Annotated in this window: 16 protein-coding genes; all 16 read left to right on the top strand. The window is 65.5% G+C overall.

Annotation, left to right across the window (positions count from 1 at the left end; translation table 11 throughout):
- The first annotated feature begins 4 nt into the window (after positions 1-4).
- Positions 5-982, top strand: coding sequence for a quinone oxidoreductase (locus PV773_RS09845; protein WP_347966189.1), 978 nt, complete (start codon positions 5-7; stop codon positions 980-982).
- Positions 983-1,085: 103 nt separating this feature from the next.
- Positions 1,086-2,663: an ABC transporter ATP-binding protein gene (locus PV773_RS09840; protein ID WP_347966188.1), complete on the top strand. Its 1,578-nt coding sequence runs from the start codon at positions 1,086-1,088 to the stop codon at positions 2,661-2,663.
- A complete protein-coding gene (locus PV773_RS09835) occupies positions 2,663-3,763 on the top strand; it encodes an ABC transporter permease (RefSeq protein WP_347966187.1) in 1,101 nt (366 codons plus the stop codon). Before PV773_RS09840 ends, PV773_RS09835 begins: the two co-directional genes overlap by 1 nt.
- Positions 3,756-4,670 (top strand): ABC transporter permease, encoded by a 915-nt coding sequence (locus PV773_RS09830; protein WP_347966186.1) that lies wholly within the window; start codon positions 3,756-3,758, stop codon positions 4,668-4,670. Before PV773_RS09835 ends, PV773_RS09830 begins: the two co-directional genes overlap by 8 nt.
- 52 nt (positions 4,671-4,722) lie before the next feature.
- Positions 4,723-5,793: a BMP family ABC transporter substrate-binding protein gene (locus tag PV773_RS09825; protein ID WP_347966185.1), complete on the top strand. Its 1,071-nt coding sequence runs from the start codon at positions 4,723-4,725 to the stop codon at positions 5,791-5,793.
- Between the two features lie 169 nt (positions 5,794-5,962).
- Positions 5,963-6,814, top strand: coding sequence for a sugar phosphate isomerase/epimerase family protein (locus PV773_RS09820; RefSeq protein WP_347966184.1), 852 nt, complete (start codon positions 5,963-5,965; stop codon positions 6,812-6,814).
- 237 nt (positions 6,815-7,051) lie between these two features.
- A complete protein-coding gene (locus PV773_RS09815) occupies positions 7,052-7,930 on the top strand; it encodes a branched-chain amino acid ABC transporter permease (RefSeq protein ID WP_347966183.1) in 879 nt (292 codons plus the stop codon).
- A 41-nt stretch (positions 7,931-7,971) separates the two neighbouring features.
- Positions 7,972-9,735, top strand: coding sequence for an ATP-binding cassette domain-containing protein (locus tag PV773_RS09810; RefSeq protein WP_347966182.1), 1,764 nt, complete (start codon positions 7,972-7,974; stop codon positions 9,733-9,735).
- Complete coding sequence (locus PV773_RS09805) at positions 9,728-10,432, top strand: ABC transporter ATP-binding protein (RefSeq protein ID WP_347966181.1); 705 nt, start codon at positions 9,728-9,730, stop codon at positions 10,430-10,432. The genes PV773_RS09810 and PV773_RS09805 overlap by 8 nt, the downstream gene beginning before the upstream one ends.
- Before the next feature lie 6 nt (positions 10,433-10,438).
- Positions 10,439-10,981, top strand: a complete 543-nt coding sequence (locus PV773_RS09800) for a thioesterase family protein (protein ID WP_347966180.1) — start codon at positions 10,439-10,441, stop codon at positions 10,979-10,981.
- Positions 10,978-12,600: a GMC family oxidoreductase N-terminal domain-containing protein gene (locus PV773_RS09795; RefSeq protein ID WP_347966179.1), complete on the top strand. Its 1,623-nt coding sequence runs from the start codon at positions 10,978-10,980 to the stop codon at positions 12,598-12,600. The genes PV773_RS09800 and PV773_RS09795 overlap by 4 nt, the downstream gene beginning before the upstream one ends.
- Before the next feature lie 45 nt (positions 12,601-12,645).
- Positions 12,646-13,590 (top strand): aldo/keto reductase, encoded by a 945-nt coding sequence (locus tag PV773_RS09790; protein ID WP_347966178.1) that lies wholly within the window; start codon positions 12,646-12,648, stop codon positions 13,588-13,590.
- Between the two features lie 116 nt (positions 13,591-13,706).
- A complete protein-coding gene (locus PV773_RS09785; protein ID WP_347966177.1) occupies positions 13,707-14,603 on the top strand; it encodes an enoyl-CoA hydratase in 897 nt (298 codons plus the stop codon).
- 34 nt (positions 14,604-14,637) lie between these two features.
- Positions 14,638-15,801, top strand: a complete 1,164-nt coding sequence (locus PV773_RS09780) for an acyl-CoA dehydrogenase family protein (RefSeq protein WP_347966176.1) — start codon at positions 14,638-14,640, stop codon at positions 15,799-15,801.
- 14 nt (positions 15,802-15,815) lie between these two features.
- A complete protein-coding gene (locus PV773_RS09775) occupies positions 15,816-16,880 on the top strand; it encodes an acyl-CoA dehydrogenase family protein (protein ID WP_347966175.1) in 1,065 nt (354 codons plus the stop codon).
- Complete coding sequence (locus tag PV773_RS09770) at positions 16,873-18,024, top strand: acetyl-CoA C-acetyltransferase (RefSeq protein ID WP_347966174.1); 1,152 nt, start codon at positions 16,873-16,875, stop codon at positions 18,022-18,024. The genes PV773_RS09775 and PV773_RS09770 overlap by 8 nt, the downstream gene beginning before the upstream one ends.

Here is an 18,024-nt window from a genome sequence, read left to right as displayed (position 1 = left end):
TCCGATGTCCAAGGCGATCAGGGTGCATGTCCATGGTGGACCCGAGGCTCTTGTCTACGAAGACGTAGACCCCGGCCGTCCCGGTCGCGGCGAAGTGCTCGTCCGGCATACGGCGATCGGCCTCAACTTCATCGACGTCTATTTCCGTACGGGCCTCTACCCGGCTCCCGCCGGCATGCCCGTGACGCCGGGTGGCGAGGCCGCCGGCGTGGTGCTGGAGGTGGGCGAGGGCGTCGACCGGCTGAAACCCGGCGACCGCGTCGCCTATGCCGTCCCGACCGGCGCCTACTGCGAACGGCGCGTCATCGCCGCCGACAAGCTGGTCGAGGTGCCGGAGGGCATCGGCGACGAGCAGGCAGCCGCCATGATGCTCAAGGGCATGACGGCGGAGTACCTTTTGCTCAGGACCTTCAAGGTCAAGCCGGGCGATACGATCCTCTATCATGCCGCGGCCGGGGGCGTGGGCCTGATCCTCGGCCAATGGGCCAGGCATCTCGGCGCGACGGTGATCGGAACGGTCGGATCGGCAGAGAAAGCCGAAATCGCCAGGGCACACGGGTTCGACCACGTCGTCAACTACCGCGACCAGGACTTCGTCGCCGAAGTGGCGGCCATCACCGGGGGCAGGAAATGCGACGTGGTCTACGATTCCGTCGGCAACGACACCTTCCCGGCCTCGCTCGATTGCCTGAAGCCCATGGGCACGTTCGTGAGCTTCGGCCAGTCCTCCGGCCCCATCCCGCCCTTCAGCATTTCGCTGCTCGCGCAGAAGGGTTCGCTCTATGCAACGCGCCCGACGATTTTCGCGTATAATGCGCGTCGCGAGGATCTTGTCCGTTCTGCCGAAGCGCTCTTCGACGTGGTCTTGAAGGGCGCCGTCGAGATCAGGATCAACCAGCGTTATGCTTTACGCGATGCAGCCCAAGCTCACGCCGACCTCGAGGGGCGAAAGACCACCGGGGCGACGGTGCTCATCCCATGAATTCTCGCATGATTTCTTGAAAAAGTTTCTCATTACTGGACGCTTTGCGGTGGGAGCAGGGCACGCCTACCATGCTCCCGGGAACATAAAAAAGAACTGACCAATGGGAGGCGTTGTGGACACAACCCCTGCTGCTAACGGTCCGAACCTGCTCGAGGTTCGCGGCCTGACGAAGATATTCGGCACGCTCAAGGCGTGCGATCAGATAGATCTCACTGTCGCCAAGGGCGAAATCCATGCCCTTCTCGGCGAGAACGGCGCCGGCAAGTCGACGCTGGTGAAGATGCTGTTCGGCTCGCTGGAGCCGAATGCCGGCGAAATCCGCTGGAACGGCCAGCCGGTCAGGATCACCAGCCCCGGCGTCGCCAAGAAACTCGGCATCGGCATGGTGTTCCAGCATTTCTCGCTGTTCGAGGCGCTGACCGCCGCCGAGAACATCGCGCTGTCGCTGGCCGACGACACGCCGATCAGCACCATCGCCGCCAAGTCGCGGGCGCTGTCCTACAGCTACGGCCTGCCGCTCGACCCGGAATCGCTGGTCGGCGACCTGTCCGTCGGCGAACGCCAGCGCATCGAGATCATCCGCTGCCTGCTGCAGACGCCGGACCTGATCATCCTCGACGAGCCCACCTCGGTGCTGACGCCGCAGGAGGCCGACAAGCTGTTCGAGACGCTCGAACGCCTCCGCTCGGAAGGCAAGTCGATCCTCTACATCTCGCACCGCCTCGAAGAGGTGAAGCGCATGTGCGACCGGGCCACCGTGCTCCGCCACGGCAAGGTCGTCGGTCATTGCGACCCGCGCCAAGAAACGCCGGCGTCGCTGGCCCGGATGATGGTCGGCAGCGACGTGAAGATGGCTGAGCGCACCACCGCCGCGGTCGTTGGCGAGGAACTGCTCAGCATCCGCGGTCTCAGCCGCAAGCCGGCAAGCCCGTTCGCCATGCCGCTCAAGGACATCTGGCTCAACGTGCACGGCGGCGAAGTGATCGGCATTGCCGGTGTCGCCGGCAACGGCCAGGGTGAGCTGTTCGAAGCGATCTCCGGCGAGGCGCTGCAGGAGAGTGCCGACGCCGTCCGCATCCGCGGCAAGTCGGCCGGCCGCATGGGGATATCGGCGCGCCGCATGCTCGGGGCCGCCTTCGTCCCCGAGGAACGTCTCGGCCATGGCGCTGCGCCGCGCATGAGGCTGTCGGACAATCTGCTGCTGTCGCGCCATGCGACCGACGCGAGGGCCTTCGTCGGTGGAGCCGGCGTGGTGAAATCCGGCGCCATCCAGCAGGCCGCGCAGCGCATCATCCAGGTGATGGACGTGCGCAAGAGCGCGCCTGACCCGGAAGCCGCGGCACTTTCGGGCGGCAACCTGCAGAAATTCATCATCGGCCGCGAACTCGACCGCAATCCTTCGGTGATGGTGGTCAACCAGCCGACCTGGGGCGTCGACGCGGGTGCCGCCGCCCGCATCCGCCAGGCGCTCATCGAACTGGCGCGCAGCGGCTCGGCGGTGCTGGTCATCAGCCAGGACCTCGACGAATTGTTCGAGATCTCGGATTCGATATCCGTCATGCACAATGGCGAGCTGTCCAAGCCCATCCCGATCGCCGAAGCCACGCTCGAGCGCATCGGCCTGCTCATGGGCGGCGCCGAGCCGGGCCATGTCGATCATGCCCAGGAGGTCGCGTGATGCGGATCGAACTCGTCAAGCGGCCCGAGCGCTCCGCTCTGTTTGCCGCGCTCTCGCCCTTCATTGCGCTTGCGCTCACGCTCGTTGCCGGCGCCATCATGTTCTCGCTCTTGGGCAAGAGCCCGGTCGAGGCGCTCTACTACTACTTCATCGATCCGCTGCGCGAGGTCTGGTCGCTGCATGAGCTCGCGGTCAAGGCCGCTCCGCTGATCCTGATCGCGGTGGGCCTGTCCATCTGCTACCTCTCCAACAACTGGAACATCGGGGCGGAAGGCCAGTTCATCGTCGGCGCGATCACAGGTTCGATCCTGCCGGTCATGTTCCCGACCTTCCAGTCCTGGATCGTGCTACCGCTGATGCTGCTGATGGGCATTGCCGGCGGTGCGGCCTATGCCGCGATCCCCGCCTTCCTCAAGGTGCGCTTCAACACCAACGAGATCCTGACCAGCCTGATGCTGGTCTATGTCGCGCAGCTTTTCCTCGACTGGATGGTGCGCGGACCATGGCGCAACCCGGAAGGGCTGAACTTCCCGGAAACGCGCAACTTCAACCCGAGCGCCGTGCTGCCCGAGATCTGGTCGGCTTCGGGTCGCGCGCACTGGGGGTTCGTCTTTGCCATCGTCGCGGCCCTTGCCCTCTGGTTCGTGCTGTCCCGCACGCTGAGGGGGTTCGAGATCATGGTGCTGGGGCAGAGCCCCCGGGCAGGCCGCTTCGCGGGCTTCTCGTCGTCGCGGATGGTGTTCTTCGCCTTCCTGCTCTCGGGCGGCCTCGCAGGGCTGGCAGGCATATCGGAGGTCGCCGGCGCCATCGGCCAGCTGCGCCCGACGATCTCGCCCGGCTACGGCTTCGCCGCGATCATCGTGGCCTTCCTCGGACGGCTGAACCCGCTCGGCATCATCGCGTCCGGCCTGGTCCTGGCGCTGTCCTATCTCGGCGGCGAGGCCGCGCAGATCTCGATCGGCGTGTCCGACAAGGTGGTCCGTGCCTTCCAGGGCATGCTGCTGTTCTTCGTGCTCGCCTGCGACACTCTGATTCTCTATCGGGTCCGCTTCGTCCGCACTTCCGCCACCAAGGCCGGGGAGGCCGCGCAAAATGCTTGAAGGCATCCTGATTACGATCGCCACGGCCGCAACCCCGCTGCTGATCGCGGCCATCGGTGAACTGGTGGTGGAGCGCTCCGGCGTCCTCAATCTTGGCGTCGAGGGCATGATGGTCATGGGCGCCGTGACCGGCTTCGGCGTGGCGCTCACCACCGGCTCGCCATGGCTCGGCGTGCTCGCGGCGATTATCGTTGGGGCGCTGTTCTCGCTGCTGTTCGGCTTCCTGACCCTGACGCTGGTGACCAATCAGGTCGCCACCGGCCTTGCGTTGACCCTGCTCGGGCTCGGCCTGTCGGGCATGCTCGGCGAGGCATTCGTCGGCTTGCCCGGCGTGAAGATGGGCTACGTCTACATCCCGGTGCTGACCGACCTGCCGCTGGTCGGCAAGCTGTTCTTTGGCCAGGACCCGCTGTTTTACGTCTCGCTGCTGCTGGCCGGCGGGGTCGCCTACTTCCTGTTCCGCACGCGCGCCGGCCTGACCCTGCGCTCGATCGGCGACAACCACAGCTCGGCGCACGCGCTCGGCATCAACGTCATCGGCATCCGCTATCTGGCGGTGATGTTCGGCGGCGCCTGCGCGGGCCTCGCCGGCGCCTACCTGTCGCTGGTCTACACGCCGCAGTGGATCGAGAACATGACGGCGGGCCGCGGCTGGATCGCGCTGGCGCTCGTCGTCTTCGCCTCCTGGCGGCCCTGGCGCGTGCTTGCCGGCGCCTATCTGTTCGGTGCAGTGTCGATCGGCCAGCTCCACGCGCAGGCGTTGGGGATAGGCGTTCCTTCACAACTACTTTCTTCTCTCCCCTATCTGGCGACCGTCGTGGTCCTTGTTCTAATCTCGCGCAACAGGCGACTGACGATGATCAACACACCGGCTTCTCTGGGGCGGCCGTTTGTGCCAGATCGCTGAACGACAAAAGATGGGATCTGCCCCCGGGCAACACTGAAAGAGGAAGAACCAAATGAAACGAACCTTACTGTCTTTTGCCGCTATTGCCGGCGCGCTGGCTCTCGGCACGATGACTGCGCAAGCCGCGACCAAGGCCTGCTTCATCTATGTCGGCCCGATCGGCGACTTCGGCTGGTCTTACCAGCATCACCAGGGCCTCGAGCAGATGAAGGCGGCCCTGGGCGACCAGGTCGAGACCGCCTATCTCGAAAGCGTGCCGGAAGGCGCCGACGCCGAGCGCGCCATCGAGCGCTTCGCGCGTTCGGGCTGCAATATCATCTTCACCACGTCCTTCGGCTACATGGACCCCACCAACAAGGTGGCGGCAAAGTTCCCGGACGTGAAGTTCGAGCACGCCACCGGCTACAAGCGCGAGTATCCGAACGTCTCGACCTACAACTCGCGCTTCTATGAAGGCCGTTATGTGCAGGGCGTGATCGCCGCCAAGATGTCGAAGGCGGGCGTTGCCGGCTACATCGCGTCCTTCCCGATTCCGGAAGTCGTGATGGGTATCAACGCCTTCGTCCTCGGCGCGCAGTCGGTCAATCCCGACTTCAAGCTCAAGGTCGTGTGGGCCAACACCTGGTTCGACCCGGGCAAGGAAGCCGACGCCGCCAAGGCGCTGATCGACCAGGGCGTCGACATCATCACCCAGCACACCGATTCGACCGCGCCCATGCAGGTCGCCACCGAGCGCGGCATCAAGGCCTTCGGCCAGGCCTCCGACATGATCAAGTTCGGCCCGACCACGCAGTTGACCTCGATCGTCGACGACTGGGGCCCGTATTACATCGAACGCGTCAAGGCGGTGATCGACGGCACCTGGAAGCAGCAGGACGTCTGGGGCGGCATGAAGGAAGGCCACGTCGTGATGGCGCCCTTCACCAACATGCCCGACGACGTGAAGAAGCTGGCCGAGGAAACCACCGCCAAGATCAAGTCCGGCGAGTTCAACCCCTTCACCGGCCCGATCACCAAGCAGGACGGCAGCGAATGGCTCAAGGCCGGCGAGGTGGCCCAGGATGGGGTGCTGCTCGGCATGAATTTCTACGTCAAGGGCGTGGACGACAAGCTGCCGCAGTAAGCGGACAAGACATCGGTTGCGGCAACAGCCTTGACCAGCAGAACCCCCGGCCATGCCCGGGGGTTTTCGTTTGGGCCGGCACCTGGGATGTGCCTAGTCCGAACGGACCTGTAAGCCGGTAGCGGCCACGACATCTTGGACGGATCGGCCGCCTGTCGCAGGATGCATCATGAAGTCGCGCGAATTTGTCTGCAGCTCCCACACCATAAGCGGGGTCGTGCCCGGAGGCCCTGTCGCGTCGCGTCACGGCTTTGCCGCTCGGGTCGAGGCCTGCGCCGACGCCGGCTACACTGGCATGTGCCTGCACTTTCGCGACTATGCCGAACAGCAAGCCGGGGGCCTCGGGGATGAAGAGATGCGCGCGGTGCTCGACCGCCACGCCATGAGGCATGTCTCGATAGAATTCCTGACGGACTGGTTCATGGACGGCGAAGCAGGCGAAACGTCCCGGCGCAACGAGGAGATCGCCTTGCGGGCGGCGCGCACCCTCGGCGCCGGCGTGCTGAATGTCGGTCCCGACCTCATCGGGCGAGGCATTCCGCCGGAGACGATGCGGCGGAAGTTCGCCGAACTCTGTCGGCGTGCGGAACAGCACGGCATTGCGGTTGCGCTCGAGCTCGTGGCCTGGGGCAATGTCCGCGACGTCGATACGGCCCTGGACCTGATCGGAGGCATCGGAAATGCCGGGCTGGTGATCGACTGCTGGCATATCTTCCGAGCCGGCGTGCCGCCGAGCGATCTGAAGCGCATCCCGGCGGAAAAGGTCCTCTGTGTCCAGGTCAACGATGCGGACCGGGAGCCGCTCGAAAACATTGCAGCCGACACGATGAACCGCAGGCTGTGCGGGCAGGGCGGCTTCGACCTGGGGGGCTTTGCGTCGACGCTCGACACCATGGGTGTCGCCGTGCCGTTCAGTGTTGAGGTGATTTCGCCCGCATTGGCTGCCCTCGGCCTCCGGGAGGCAGCGAAAGTGTCGTTCGATACGGCCCAGAGCTGCTTCTCCTTGTCTGGCCAGCACTAGCTATCGGCGACGGCGAATGGCCGGCGATCGGCTCGGATCGCCGGTCTCTGTCCGTGCCCGCGCTCGACGACCTGGCGCCGTGTTTGTGGGCATTTGCCGTTAGTCCGTTCGAACGATGTTGCGACATCGGCTGCCACGCATAAGCTGACCTCAAAATACCCCTTCCTCGTAAGCGTTCCGGGCTTGCCCGTGGTGCAGGCAGGGCGGGTTCATAAGTGAGGTCAGGGAGGCGAGCTTATGCTCAGCGAAATACTGATCATCGTGATACGCGGGATCGCCATCGGCTCGATCTTCGCCACGATCGCGATGAGCTTCAACATCGTCCACGGTGCCACCAACATCTTCAATTTCGCCCAGGGCAACATGTTCATCCTCGGCGGTTTCGCAGCCTACTTCCTGGCCAACCAGGTCGGCCTCGGGCAGTGGGGGCTGATGCTGGTGCTGACCGGACTGGCGATAGCGGCCGTCGTCGCCTTCCAGGGCTACATCACGCTGCTGCCGCTGCGCTCGTCGGTCGAGCAGGACAGCTGGCTCATCTCCACCGTTTCGGTTTCGGTGATAGTCGCGGCCCTGCTGATGATCACCCAGGGGCCGTTCGCCTATTCCGTCTCCAGCGTCGTGCCGAGCTTCCGCATCCTGGGCACCCGTACGCCCGGTGCCTATGCTCTGGCGATCGTCGCGATGGTGTTCTGGTTCTTCGCGCTGCGCTTCTTCCTGCGCCGCACCTTCATCGGCCTCGCCATCAGCGCCTTGTCGCAGGATTTCGACGCCGCCCGCGCCGCCGGCCTGCCGGTGCGCCGGCTGCAGCTCATAGCCTTTGCGATCAGCGGCCTGATGGTCGGCACCGTCGGCTTCCTCGTGGCGCCCGTCATCTCGGTCAGCCCTGACGCCGGCCTGAAATACGTGCTCAACGGCTTCGTCGCTGCCGTCGTCGGCGGCATCGGCTCGAACGCCGGCACGCTGATCGGCGGTCCGCTGGTGGGCGTGGTGGCGATGCTGACGGCCTACAAGGTCGGCGGCGCCTACCAGGATCTCGCTTCGCTTCTGGTGCTGGTGCTGATTCTCATGTTCCGGCCGCAGGGCCTCTTCGGGCGCGTCGGCGCAAGGCGGGTGTGACCATGCAGGCCACTACCAACGTACAAACCGGACCCGTTTCCATGGCCGAAACCAAGCCGAAAGGCCGCTTCAACTCCGACCTGACGCAGGTCTGGATCGGCGTGGCGCTGATTGCCATCACCGGCTTCGGCCCCGTGATCGCCGGCAACTCCTACTGGATCCACACGTTCCAGCTGGTCAACATCTACATCGCCGCCGCGATCTTCCAGAACATGCTGTTCGTCGATGCTGGCCAGAAGTCGTTCGGCCAGGGTGCCATCCTCGGCCTTGCGGCTTACGTGGCGGCGATCCTCTACGGCCTGCATGGCTGGTCGTTCGGGGCCGCGTCCCTGGGTGGTCTCGCCGCCGCCATGCTGGGCGGCCTTTTGTTCGCGCTGCCGGCGCTGCGTGTTCAGGGCTTCCACCTCGGTTTCGTCACGATGAGTGCGGCGATCGTCTTCCCGCAGTTGCTGGTGACGCTCGACAAGTGGACCAACGGCATCAACGGCATCAGCGTCACCGTGCCGGCACTGACCAATCCGGTCGTGGGCAGCATGTCGCCGCTGGCGATCGCAGTTGCAGTGTTCCCGATGATCGCGCTGTTCGTCCACTACGGCATCCGCCGCTCCAGGCTCGGCCGCAGCATGTTCGTCGCCGCGCTGAGCCCCGAGGCGGCACGCTCCCTCGGCATCAAGCCGGGCGTGATGCGATTCATCGCCTTCGTCATCGCGGCCATCGGCACCGGTATCTGCGGCATCCTCTATCTGCCGACAGTTGCCTTCGTCAGCCCCCAGGGTTTCAACATCGAGCTGTCCTTCGTCTTCTTCTTCGCCGTCGTCGTCGGCGGCCGCGGCCAGATGCTCGGTCCGATCATTGGCATCTGGATCGTCTACATCCTGCCGAACATCCTCTTGGCCGGCTTCGTCGAGTATCGCCTGCTGATGTACGGCTGCCTGACCTTGCTCGCCGTCATGGCGTTCCCCGATGGCATCGTCGGCTCGGTCGAGCGCCTGCGCGCCAAGCGCAAGCAGACCGGCGGCGGCGAGCAGGCCTTCCGCATCGACGGCTTCCTGACCGATCTGCAGGCCGGCAAGACCGTGCGCGAGCCGAGCGAGGAGATCGTCGTCGAGGTGCGCAACGGCACCAAGAAGTTCGGCGAAGTGGTTGCCGTCAGCGCTGTCGACCTCAAGGTCCGCAAGGGCGAGGTGCATGGCCTGATCGGTGCCAATGGCTCGGGCAAGACCAGCCTGCTCAACGTGCTGAGCGGCCTCAGCCGCCTGAACTCCGGCTCGTTCATGATCAATGGCGTCGACGCCACCAACATGGCCGCCGACCGCATCGCCAACATGAGCCTCGGCCGCACCTTCCAGGCGCCGCGCATCTTCAGCCAGATGTCCCTGTGGGACAATCTGAAGATCGGCATGGACGCCCGCGTCGGCGCGGCCAGCGCCGACATCACCGCGCTCGCCAAGGCGATGGAGGAGAGCTTCGGCCAGGACGCCGCCACGCTCCTGTCGCACGGCCAGCGCCGCCTGGTGGAAGTGATGCGCACGGTGCTCAAGGAAGCGACCATCGTGCTGTTCGACGAGCCGGCCGCCGGCCTGTCGCAGAGCGAGCGCACCAACTTCGCCAATCTCGTCAAGTTCCTGAGCCGCCAGATGGGCAAGACCGTCATCCTGGTCGAGCACGATCTCGACCTGGTCTGGGGCATTGCCGACACCATCACGGTATTGGAGCAGGGCCGGGTGGTTTCCTCTGGCAAACCGGACGTGGTCGCCAAGGACCCGGCGGTGCAGCATATGTTCGTGGGGTCGCGCCATGCTTGAGGTCAAGAACCTGGTCGCCGGCTACGGCACCATCCCGGTGCTGCGCGACGTGTCGCTGACCGCCAAGGCGGGCGAAATCCTGCTGATCGGCGGCGAGAACGGTGCCGGCAAGTCGACGCTGATGCGGGCGATTGCCGGCTTCAACAAGCCCGACCGTGGCGAGATCCTGCTCGACGGCAAGGCGATCGGCGGCAATGCGCCGGAGAAGGTTGCTCAGTCCGGCTTGCGGCTGGTGCTCGACGGCCACCGGGTGTTTCCGGAGCTCAGCGTCTTCGACAATCTGCGCATGGGTGCGGCCGCTCGCCGGGGTGATCGCGCCGGCTTCAACAATGCGGTCGAGGAGATCTACGCGGTCTTCCCGATCCTGAAGGAGAAGCACAAGCTCTACGCCCGCGATCTCTCTGGCGGACAGCAGCAGATGCTGGCGCTTGGCCAGGCCTTCATCGCCCAGCCGAAGGTGCTGCTGTGCGACGAGCCGTCGATGGGACTCGCCCAGGCATTGTTGCCACCGATCCTGGCCTTCCTGCGCCGCTGGGCGCAGACGGGCACGGCCGTGGTCATCGTCGAGCAGCATCTGGCTGTGACGGCACCCTATGCCGACCGCGCCATGATCATCGAACGCGGCCAGGTGAAGTTCTCGTGCCTGGCCTCCGAGCTCGACGAGAAGCTCAACGCCCCGGCCGCGGCGGCGGAGTAAGGGTTGATGAATGACGAGGGCGCGGTCATGGACGAGGCGTCGGGCGCGAATGCCGCAGATACCGAGAACGCACCGCGCCCCTACATCAGCTTCCGAGGCAAGGTCGAGCCGCATTGGCTCGACGTCAACCGGCACATGAACGTGTCGTGGTACGACCACGTCTTCGACATCGCCGAAAGCGACCTGTTCGAGGTGTTCGGCATCCACGACGACTACATCAGGCGCACCAGCTACAGCTTCTTCCGGTTGGAGAAGAGCGTTCGTTACGAGCGCGAACTGATGCCGGATGCGCGGCTCGAGGCCCGCAGCGTCGTGCTGTGGACCGATCTCAAGCGCGTCCACCATTTCCACGAATTGTGGAATGTCGACCAGGACTACCGCGCGGCGACCGTCGAGGGCCTGTCGATCCACGTCGATCTGCGCCTGCGCAAGGCAGCCCGGATCGTCGAGGCGGCCGTCGCCGATCCGTTGACGAAACTTGCCGCAGAGCATGCGCGCCTGGTGTGGCCGAAGGGCGTGGCGCGGCGAGATTTCAGGACAAGAACGTGACGTTCAGCGATCTCGAATTCGACTACGTCGTCGTCGGCGCGGGCGCTGCCGGCTGCGTGCTTGCCGCCCGCCTGTCCGAGAATCCGAACGCGCGGGTCGCCGTCATCGAGGCCGGCGGACTGGACAAGGGCATGCTGATCCGCATTCCCGGCGCCAATGTCGTGACCGGCACGCACCCGGACTACAACTGGAGCTACGAAAGCGAGCCGGTGGAAGCGCTGGGCGGCCGCAAACTCTATTGGGCGCAGGGCAGGATCGTCGGCGGTTCCAGCTCGATCAACGGCATGATGTACATGCGCGGGCATCGGCGCGACTACGACAACTGGAAGGCGCTCGGCAACGACGGCTGGAGCTATGACGAGGTCCTGCCGTATTTCAGGAAATCCGAGACCAACGAGCGCGGCGCCAGCGACATCCATGGCGACAGCGGACCGTTGCAGGTTTCCAAGGGGCAGGGCACGGCACCCGTCTGCGACATGTTCCTCGATGCGGCGGCCCAGGAAGGCCTGCCGCTGACCGACGATCTCAACAAGGACGCAGCGGAGGCCTTCGGCCATGTCGACCTCACGGTTGGGCGCGGCAGGCGTTCGAGCACGGCTGCGGCTTTCCTGCACCCGGCGCTGAAGCGGCCGAACCTCACGCTGATCGTCAACGCGCCGGTGCTGCGCGTGGTGATCGAGGCTGGAATGGCGACGGGCGTGGTGTTTGCACATGAGGGGCGGACACGCCTGGCACGCGCCGTGAAGGAAGTGATCCTGAGCGGCGGGGCGGTGAATTCACCGCAATTGCTGATGCTGTCCGGCGTCGGCGAGGGTGCCAGCCTGCAACGCCTGGGCATAAAGGTGGCTGCCGAGCGGCCTGAAGTCGGGCGGAACCTGCAGAACCATCCGATGTACCGGCTGATGTACACCACGACCAAGCCGGTCAGCGCCTACACCCATGTCAGGCCGTGGGGCGCGCTGAAGGCGGGCGCGCAATACGCGTTGCGCCGGCGCGGCGTGCTGAGCCGCGGGCTGTTTCCGACATCCGGCTATTTCCACGCCATTGAAGGCGATGAAGGCAGTGAAATCCAGGTATGCATGGCGCCGGCGACCGTGATCCGGCGCGGGCCGGGCGTGCTCGGCATCCTGCCGCGCGAACACGGCTTCACGCTGCTGCTCAATCACGGTTCGCCCTACAGCCGCGGGCAGGTGACGCTGAAGTCGGCCGAGCCCCTGGCGCACGCTGCGATCTCGCCCAACTATTTCTCCGATCCACGCGACCTCAGGATCCTGGCCGAAGGCGCCGACAGGACACGCGCCATCGTCAACCAGCCGGCGCTTCGCGGCGTGCTCGACAGGGAATTGTTGCCGGCACGCCCGATCCGTTCGCTCGACGACATCGCCGAGGACATCCTGGCGACGGCCGTGACGCATTATCATGCCGCTGGCACCTGCCGGATGGGCGCCGATGGGGACTCGGTGGTCGATCCGCAGTTGCGGGTGCGCGGTGTGGAGAGGCTGCGGGTCGCCGACGCGTCGATCATGCCGGTGCTGGTCAACGGCAACACCTATGCCGCGACCGTGATGATTGCCGAGAAGGCGGCCGACATGATCAAGGCAGCAGCTTCATCAATATAAAATAAATTCAATGATTTATTTACTGTAGATGATGGAGTAGACGAGATGGAAAAGCGCGTTCTCGGGCGCACGGGCCTGGAGGTTTCGATCGTCGGCCTCGGCTGCAACAACTTCGGCGGCATGATCAGGTCGCTCGACACCGAGGCTGCCCGCAAGGTGGTGCATGCTGCGCTCGATGCCGGCATCACGCTGCTTGATACCGCCGACTCCTATGGTGTCAACGGGGGCTCCGAGACCACTCTGGGCGAAATCCTCCGCGACCGCCGCAAGGAGGTGGTGCTGGCAACGAAGTTCGCCTCGCCGCTGAACCGCGACAGGAGCAACCGCTACAACGGCTCGCGCGGCTACGTCATGGGCGCTGTCGAGGACAGCCTGCGCCGCCTCAGGACCGACTATATCGATCTCTACCAGTATCACTTCCCCGATCCGCAGACGCCGATCGAGGAGACGCTCAGGGCACTGGACGATCTCGTGAAGCAGGGCAAGGTCCGCTATCTCGGCTGCTCGAACCTGCCCGCCTGGATGCTGGTCGATGCCGGCTGGACCTCGCGCCACCACAATCTGCACGGCCTGCAATCCACCCAGGCCGAATACAATCTCATCTCGCGCTCGGCCGAGACGGAACTGTTCCCGGCGATGCGCCGCACCGGCATGACGCTGCTGCCCTATTTCCCGCTGGCGAGCGGGCTGTTGACCGGCAAGTACCGCAGGGGCCAGGCCATGCCCGAGGACACGCGCATGAGCATGGCCTATTTCAAGGCCGGCCTCACCGACACGAACCTCGACAAGGTCGAGAAGCTGATCGCCTTCAGCGAGGCGCGCGGCCGCACCATCCTCGAACTGGCGTTCTCGTGGCTTGCCTGCCAGCCGATCGTTTCCAGCGTGATCGCGGGGGCCACCCGTCCCGAGCAGGTGGTGGCCAATGCGGCGGCGGCTTCGTGGAAGCTGTCGGCTGCCGAACTCGCCGAGATCGACACGATCTGCAAGTGATTGTGCGACGCACAATCCTGGCTCGCCGTTAGTCCCTTTGGACGATTGCACCCCTTGGCGGGGAACGTAATTTTCTCGTCAGCTACGAAGTTGAATTGTCAGCGGAAACCCTTGAAATGAGCGATCTGGTTGAGCCGCGCACGGCAGACATCACCTATGAGACGGCCGAGCCGGTTCTCTACGAGACCGAGGGTCCGATCGCCTGGGTGACGATGAATCGCCCGACGTTCAACAATGCCCAGAACTCGCAGATGACCTATGCGCTGGACGACGCCTTCAAGCGCGCCGTCGACGATGACGCCGTGAAGGTCATCATCCTGCGCGGCGCGGGCAAGCATTTTTCGGCCGGCCACGACATCGGCACGCCGGGCCGCGACGTCAACAAGACCTTCGACCGCCGCCTGATGTGGGCCGACCACACTAACAAGCCGGCGGCCGAGATGCTCTACACCCGGGAGCACGAGGTCTATCTCGGCATGTGCCGCCGCTGGCGCGATATCCCGAAGCCGACGATCGCGCTGGTGCAGGGCGCCTGCGTCGCCGGCGGGCTGATGCTCGCCTGGGTCTGCGACTTCATCGTTGCCACCGACGACGCCTTCTTCCAGGACCCGGTCGTGCGCATGGGCATCCCGGGCGTCGAGTATTTCGCGCACGCCTTCGAGCTGCCGCCGCGCGTCGCCAAGGAGTTCCTGATGATGGGCGAGCGCATGCCTGCGGCGCGCGCCGAACAGTTCGGCATGGTCAACAAGATGGTGACCCGCGACGAACTCGAAGGCGCCGGCCGGGCGATGGCCGAGAAGCTGGCGCAGTATCCGCGCCTCGGCCTCTGGCTGTCGAAGCAGGCGATCAACCATGTCGAGGACCTGCGTGGCAAGCGCACCGCCATGGATGCGCACTACCACATGCACCATTTCGCCCATGCCCAGAACGACCTGACCACCGGCAACACGCTGGGCGGACAGGACGCCAGGAGCATGGCCGCCGCCAACAAGAAACAGGCCGGAGAGGCCTGAGCCCGCCGCTGCCGACCAACGGGAATTTCCAAGCGTGGATGTGAACTACACCGACGAGCAGAAGGCCTTCCGTAAGGAAGTGCGCTCCTGGCTCGAAATGCATGTGCCCGAGAAGCCGCTGCCATCCTTCGACACCAGTCGCGAGGGGTTTGAAGCGCATCGCGCCTGGGAGCGTGTGCTGGCCGACGGCCGCTGGGGCATGGTCACCTGGCCGGAGAGCTATGGCGGCCGCGGGCTCGACCTCATCCAGTGGCTGATCTTCGAGGAAGAATATTACCGGGCTGGCGCGCCGCTGCGCGTCAACCAGAACGGCATCTTCCTGCTCGGCCCGACCCTGATGGAATATGGTACCGACGAGCAGAAGGCGCGCTTCCTGACCTCCATGGCCTCGGGCGACGAAATCTGGGCGCAGGCCTGGTCCGAGCCGCAGGCCGGTTCCGACCTCGCCTCGGTGCGTGCGACTGCCGTGCTCGAATGCGACGAATATGTGCTCAAGGGTCACAAGATCTGGTCGTCGCGCGCGGTCTTCGCCGACTGGGCTTTCGGCCTGTTCCGCACCGATCCTGCCTCGCAGCGCCACAAGGGCCTGTCGCTGATCTTCTTCCCGCTCGACGCTCCGGGCGTGCGCGTTCAAGCGATCCCGCAGATCGACGGCGAGACCGGCTTTGCCGAAATCTTCCTCGACGACGTGCGCGTGCCCGCCTTCAACCGCCTCGGCGGCGAGGGCGAGGGCTGGAACATCTGCATGGCGACCGCCGGCTTCGAACGCGGCCTGATGCTGCGCAGCCCGGCGCGCTTCCAGGTGGCGGCGCGCAAGCTGGTCGAGCTGTACAAGGCGCATGAGGCCGAGGTCGAGCCGACGGTGCGAGCCGCGGTGTTGCAGTCGTGGATGGACGCCGAGGCCTATGCGCTGTCGATCTATGCCACCGCCTCGCGCCTTGCCGCAGGTGGCCACATCGGCGCCGAGGCCAGCACCAACAAGATATTCTGGTCGGAAATGGACATCGCCATGCACAAGGCGGCATTGTCGATCCTGGGCGCGCGCGCCGAACTTTTGCGCTCCGCACCCGAGGCCGGCGACATCGGCCGCTGGCTGGACGGCTATTTCTTCTCGCTGGCCGGGCCGATCTATGCCGGCTCGAACGAGATCCAGCGCAACATCATCGCCGAGCGCATGCTCGGGCTGCCGCGCGCATAGGGGGAGGCGAAAAGATGGATTTCCGTTTCTCCGAAGAACAGACGATGACGGCAGATGTCGTCCGCGAACTGCTCGCCGACGTCTGCCAGCCGGCCGACCTGCGCCGCCTGATGGGCGAGGGCGCTGCCCGCGACGAGGCCCGCTGGGCCAAGATCGTCGAGATGGGCCTCGCCGGTGCGCTGGTGGGCGAAGAAAAGGGCGGGCTTGGCCTCAAGGCAATCGACTTCGTCCAGATCGCCGAGGCCTGCGGTTATGCCGGCCTGCCGGAGCCGCTGGTCGAGAATGCCGGCGTGGCGCTGCCTTTGTTGGCGGACTTCTCCGGCAATGTCCGCGCGGCTGCCCTGCTGGGGCGGGCGCTGGCGGGCGAAGTGACGGTGACTGTCGCCCATCCGGCCAATCCGTTCGTCGCCGATGCCGATACGGCGGAGGCAGTGCTCGTCGTGCGCGACGGTGCCGTGCATCTGGTCGAGACAGCCAAGGCTAAGATCGGGGCGCAGCCGAGCGTCGATCCGTTCCGCCGGCTGTTTACAGTCGAATTCGAGCCGAGCGCCGAGACGCTGATCGCCGGCACAGACGAGGCGGCGGCACCGCTTGCCGCTGCACTCGACCGCGGGGCGCTGTTCGCCGCCGCGCAGATGCAAGGCATCGCCCAGCGTTGCGTCGATCTCGGCGTCGCCTACGCCAAGGAACGCCAGCAGTTCGGCAAGCCGATCGGTTCCTACCAGGCGGTGAAGCACCATCTCGCGACCGCCCAGGTGAAGATCGAATTCGCCCGGCCGGTGCTGCATGCGGCGGCCGCCCAGCTGGAGCAGGGCGACCTCTACAGCCGCGCCCGCATCTCGCAGGCAAAGCTCGCCTGCGCCGAAGCAGCCGACGTCGCCGCTCGCACCTCGATCCAGGTGCATGGCGCCATGGGCTATTCCTGGGAGGTGGACGTCCACTTCTTCCTCAAGCGCGGCATCGCGCTGACCAGCTGGTGGGGCGGCACCGCCTTCCACCGCGAGCGCGTCGCCGCCCGGGTCTTTGCGCGTCCGCTCGGACCCGAACACACCTTTGCCAGAGAGGCCGAACATGCCTGAAGCCTATATCGTCGACGCCATCCGCACGCCGGTCGGGCGCAAGAAGGGCGCGTTCGCGCAGATGCATTCGGCCGATCTCGGCGCCCAGCCGATCAAGGCGCTCATGGCCCGCACCGGCGTCGACCCGAACGCGGTCGACGACGTCATCTATGGCTGCACCGACACGATAGGCTCGCAGGCCGGCGACATCGCCCGCACCTGCTGGCTGGTGGCGGGATTGCCCGACCATGTGCCTGGCGTGACAGTCGACCGCCAGTGCGGTTCGGCACAGCAGGCGGTGCATTTCGCCGCCCAGGCCGTGATGAGCGGTACGCAGGACCTCGTCATCGCCGGCGGCGTGCAGAATATGAACATGATCCCCATGGCGTCGGCCATGCTGGTCGGGCCGCAGTTCGGCTTCCCCGATCCGTTCAGCACTTCGCCGGGCTGGATTGCCCGCTATGGCGACCAGGAGGTCAGCCAGTTCCGTTCGGCCGAGATGATTGCCGAGAAGTGGCAGTGCAGCCGCGAAGAGATGGAGCAGTTCGCGCTCGAAAGCCACCGGCGGGCCATCGCCGCCATCGATGCCGGCCGTTTCGCCGGCGAGATCGTGCCGGTCGGTGACTTCGCCGTCGACGAGACGCCGCGCCGCGACACCTCGCTCGACAAGATGGCGACGCTGAAGACGCTGATCGAGGGCGGCCGCGTGCATGCCGGCGTGGCCAGCCAGAACGCCGATGCCTCGGCGGCGCTGCTGATCGCCTCGGAGCAGGCGGTGAGGGACCACAACCTCAAGCCGCGCGCCCGCATTCATCACATCAGCGTGCGTGGCGACGACCCGGTGTGGATGCTGACGGCGCCGATCCCGGCGACGCGCCACGCGCTGGCCAAGACCGGCCTCAAGGTAGAGGACATCGACCTGTTCGAGTGCAACGAGGCTTTTGCATCGATCCCGCTCGCCTGGATCAAGGATCTCGGCATTCCGCGCGACAAGGTCAACGTCAATGGCGGCGCCATCGCGCTCGGCCATCCGCTGGGCGCCACCGGTGCTCGCATCATGACGACGATGCTCAACGAACTCGAGCGCCGCAACGGCCGCTATGCGCTGCAGACCATGTGCGAAGGCGGCGGCCAGGCCAACGTGACGATCATCGAAAGGCTCTGA

The sequence above is a fragment of the Mesorhizobium sp. CC13 genome, assembly GCF_039907765.1.
Taxonomy (GTDB): Bacteria; Pseudomonadota; Alphaproteobacteria; order Rhizobiales; family Rhizobiaceae; genus Aminobacter.
The sequence above is the reverse complement of the archived record's forward strand: the minus strand, read 5'-3'. Positions and strand labels throughout refer to the sequence as shown.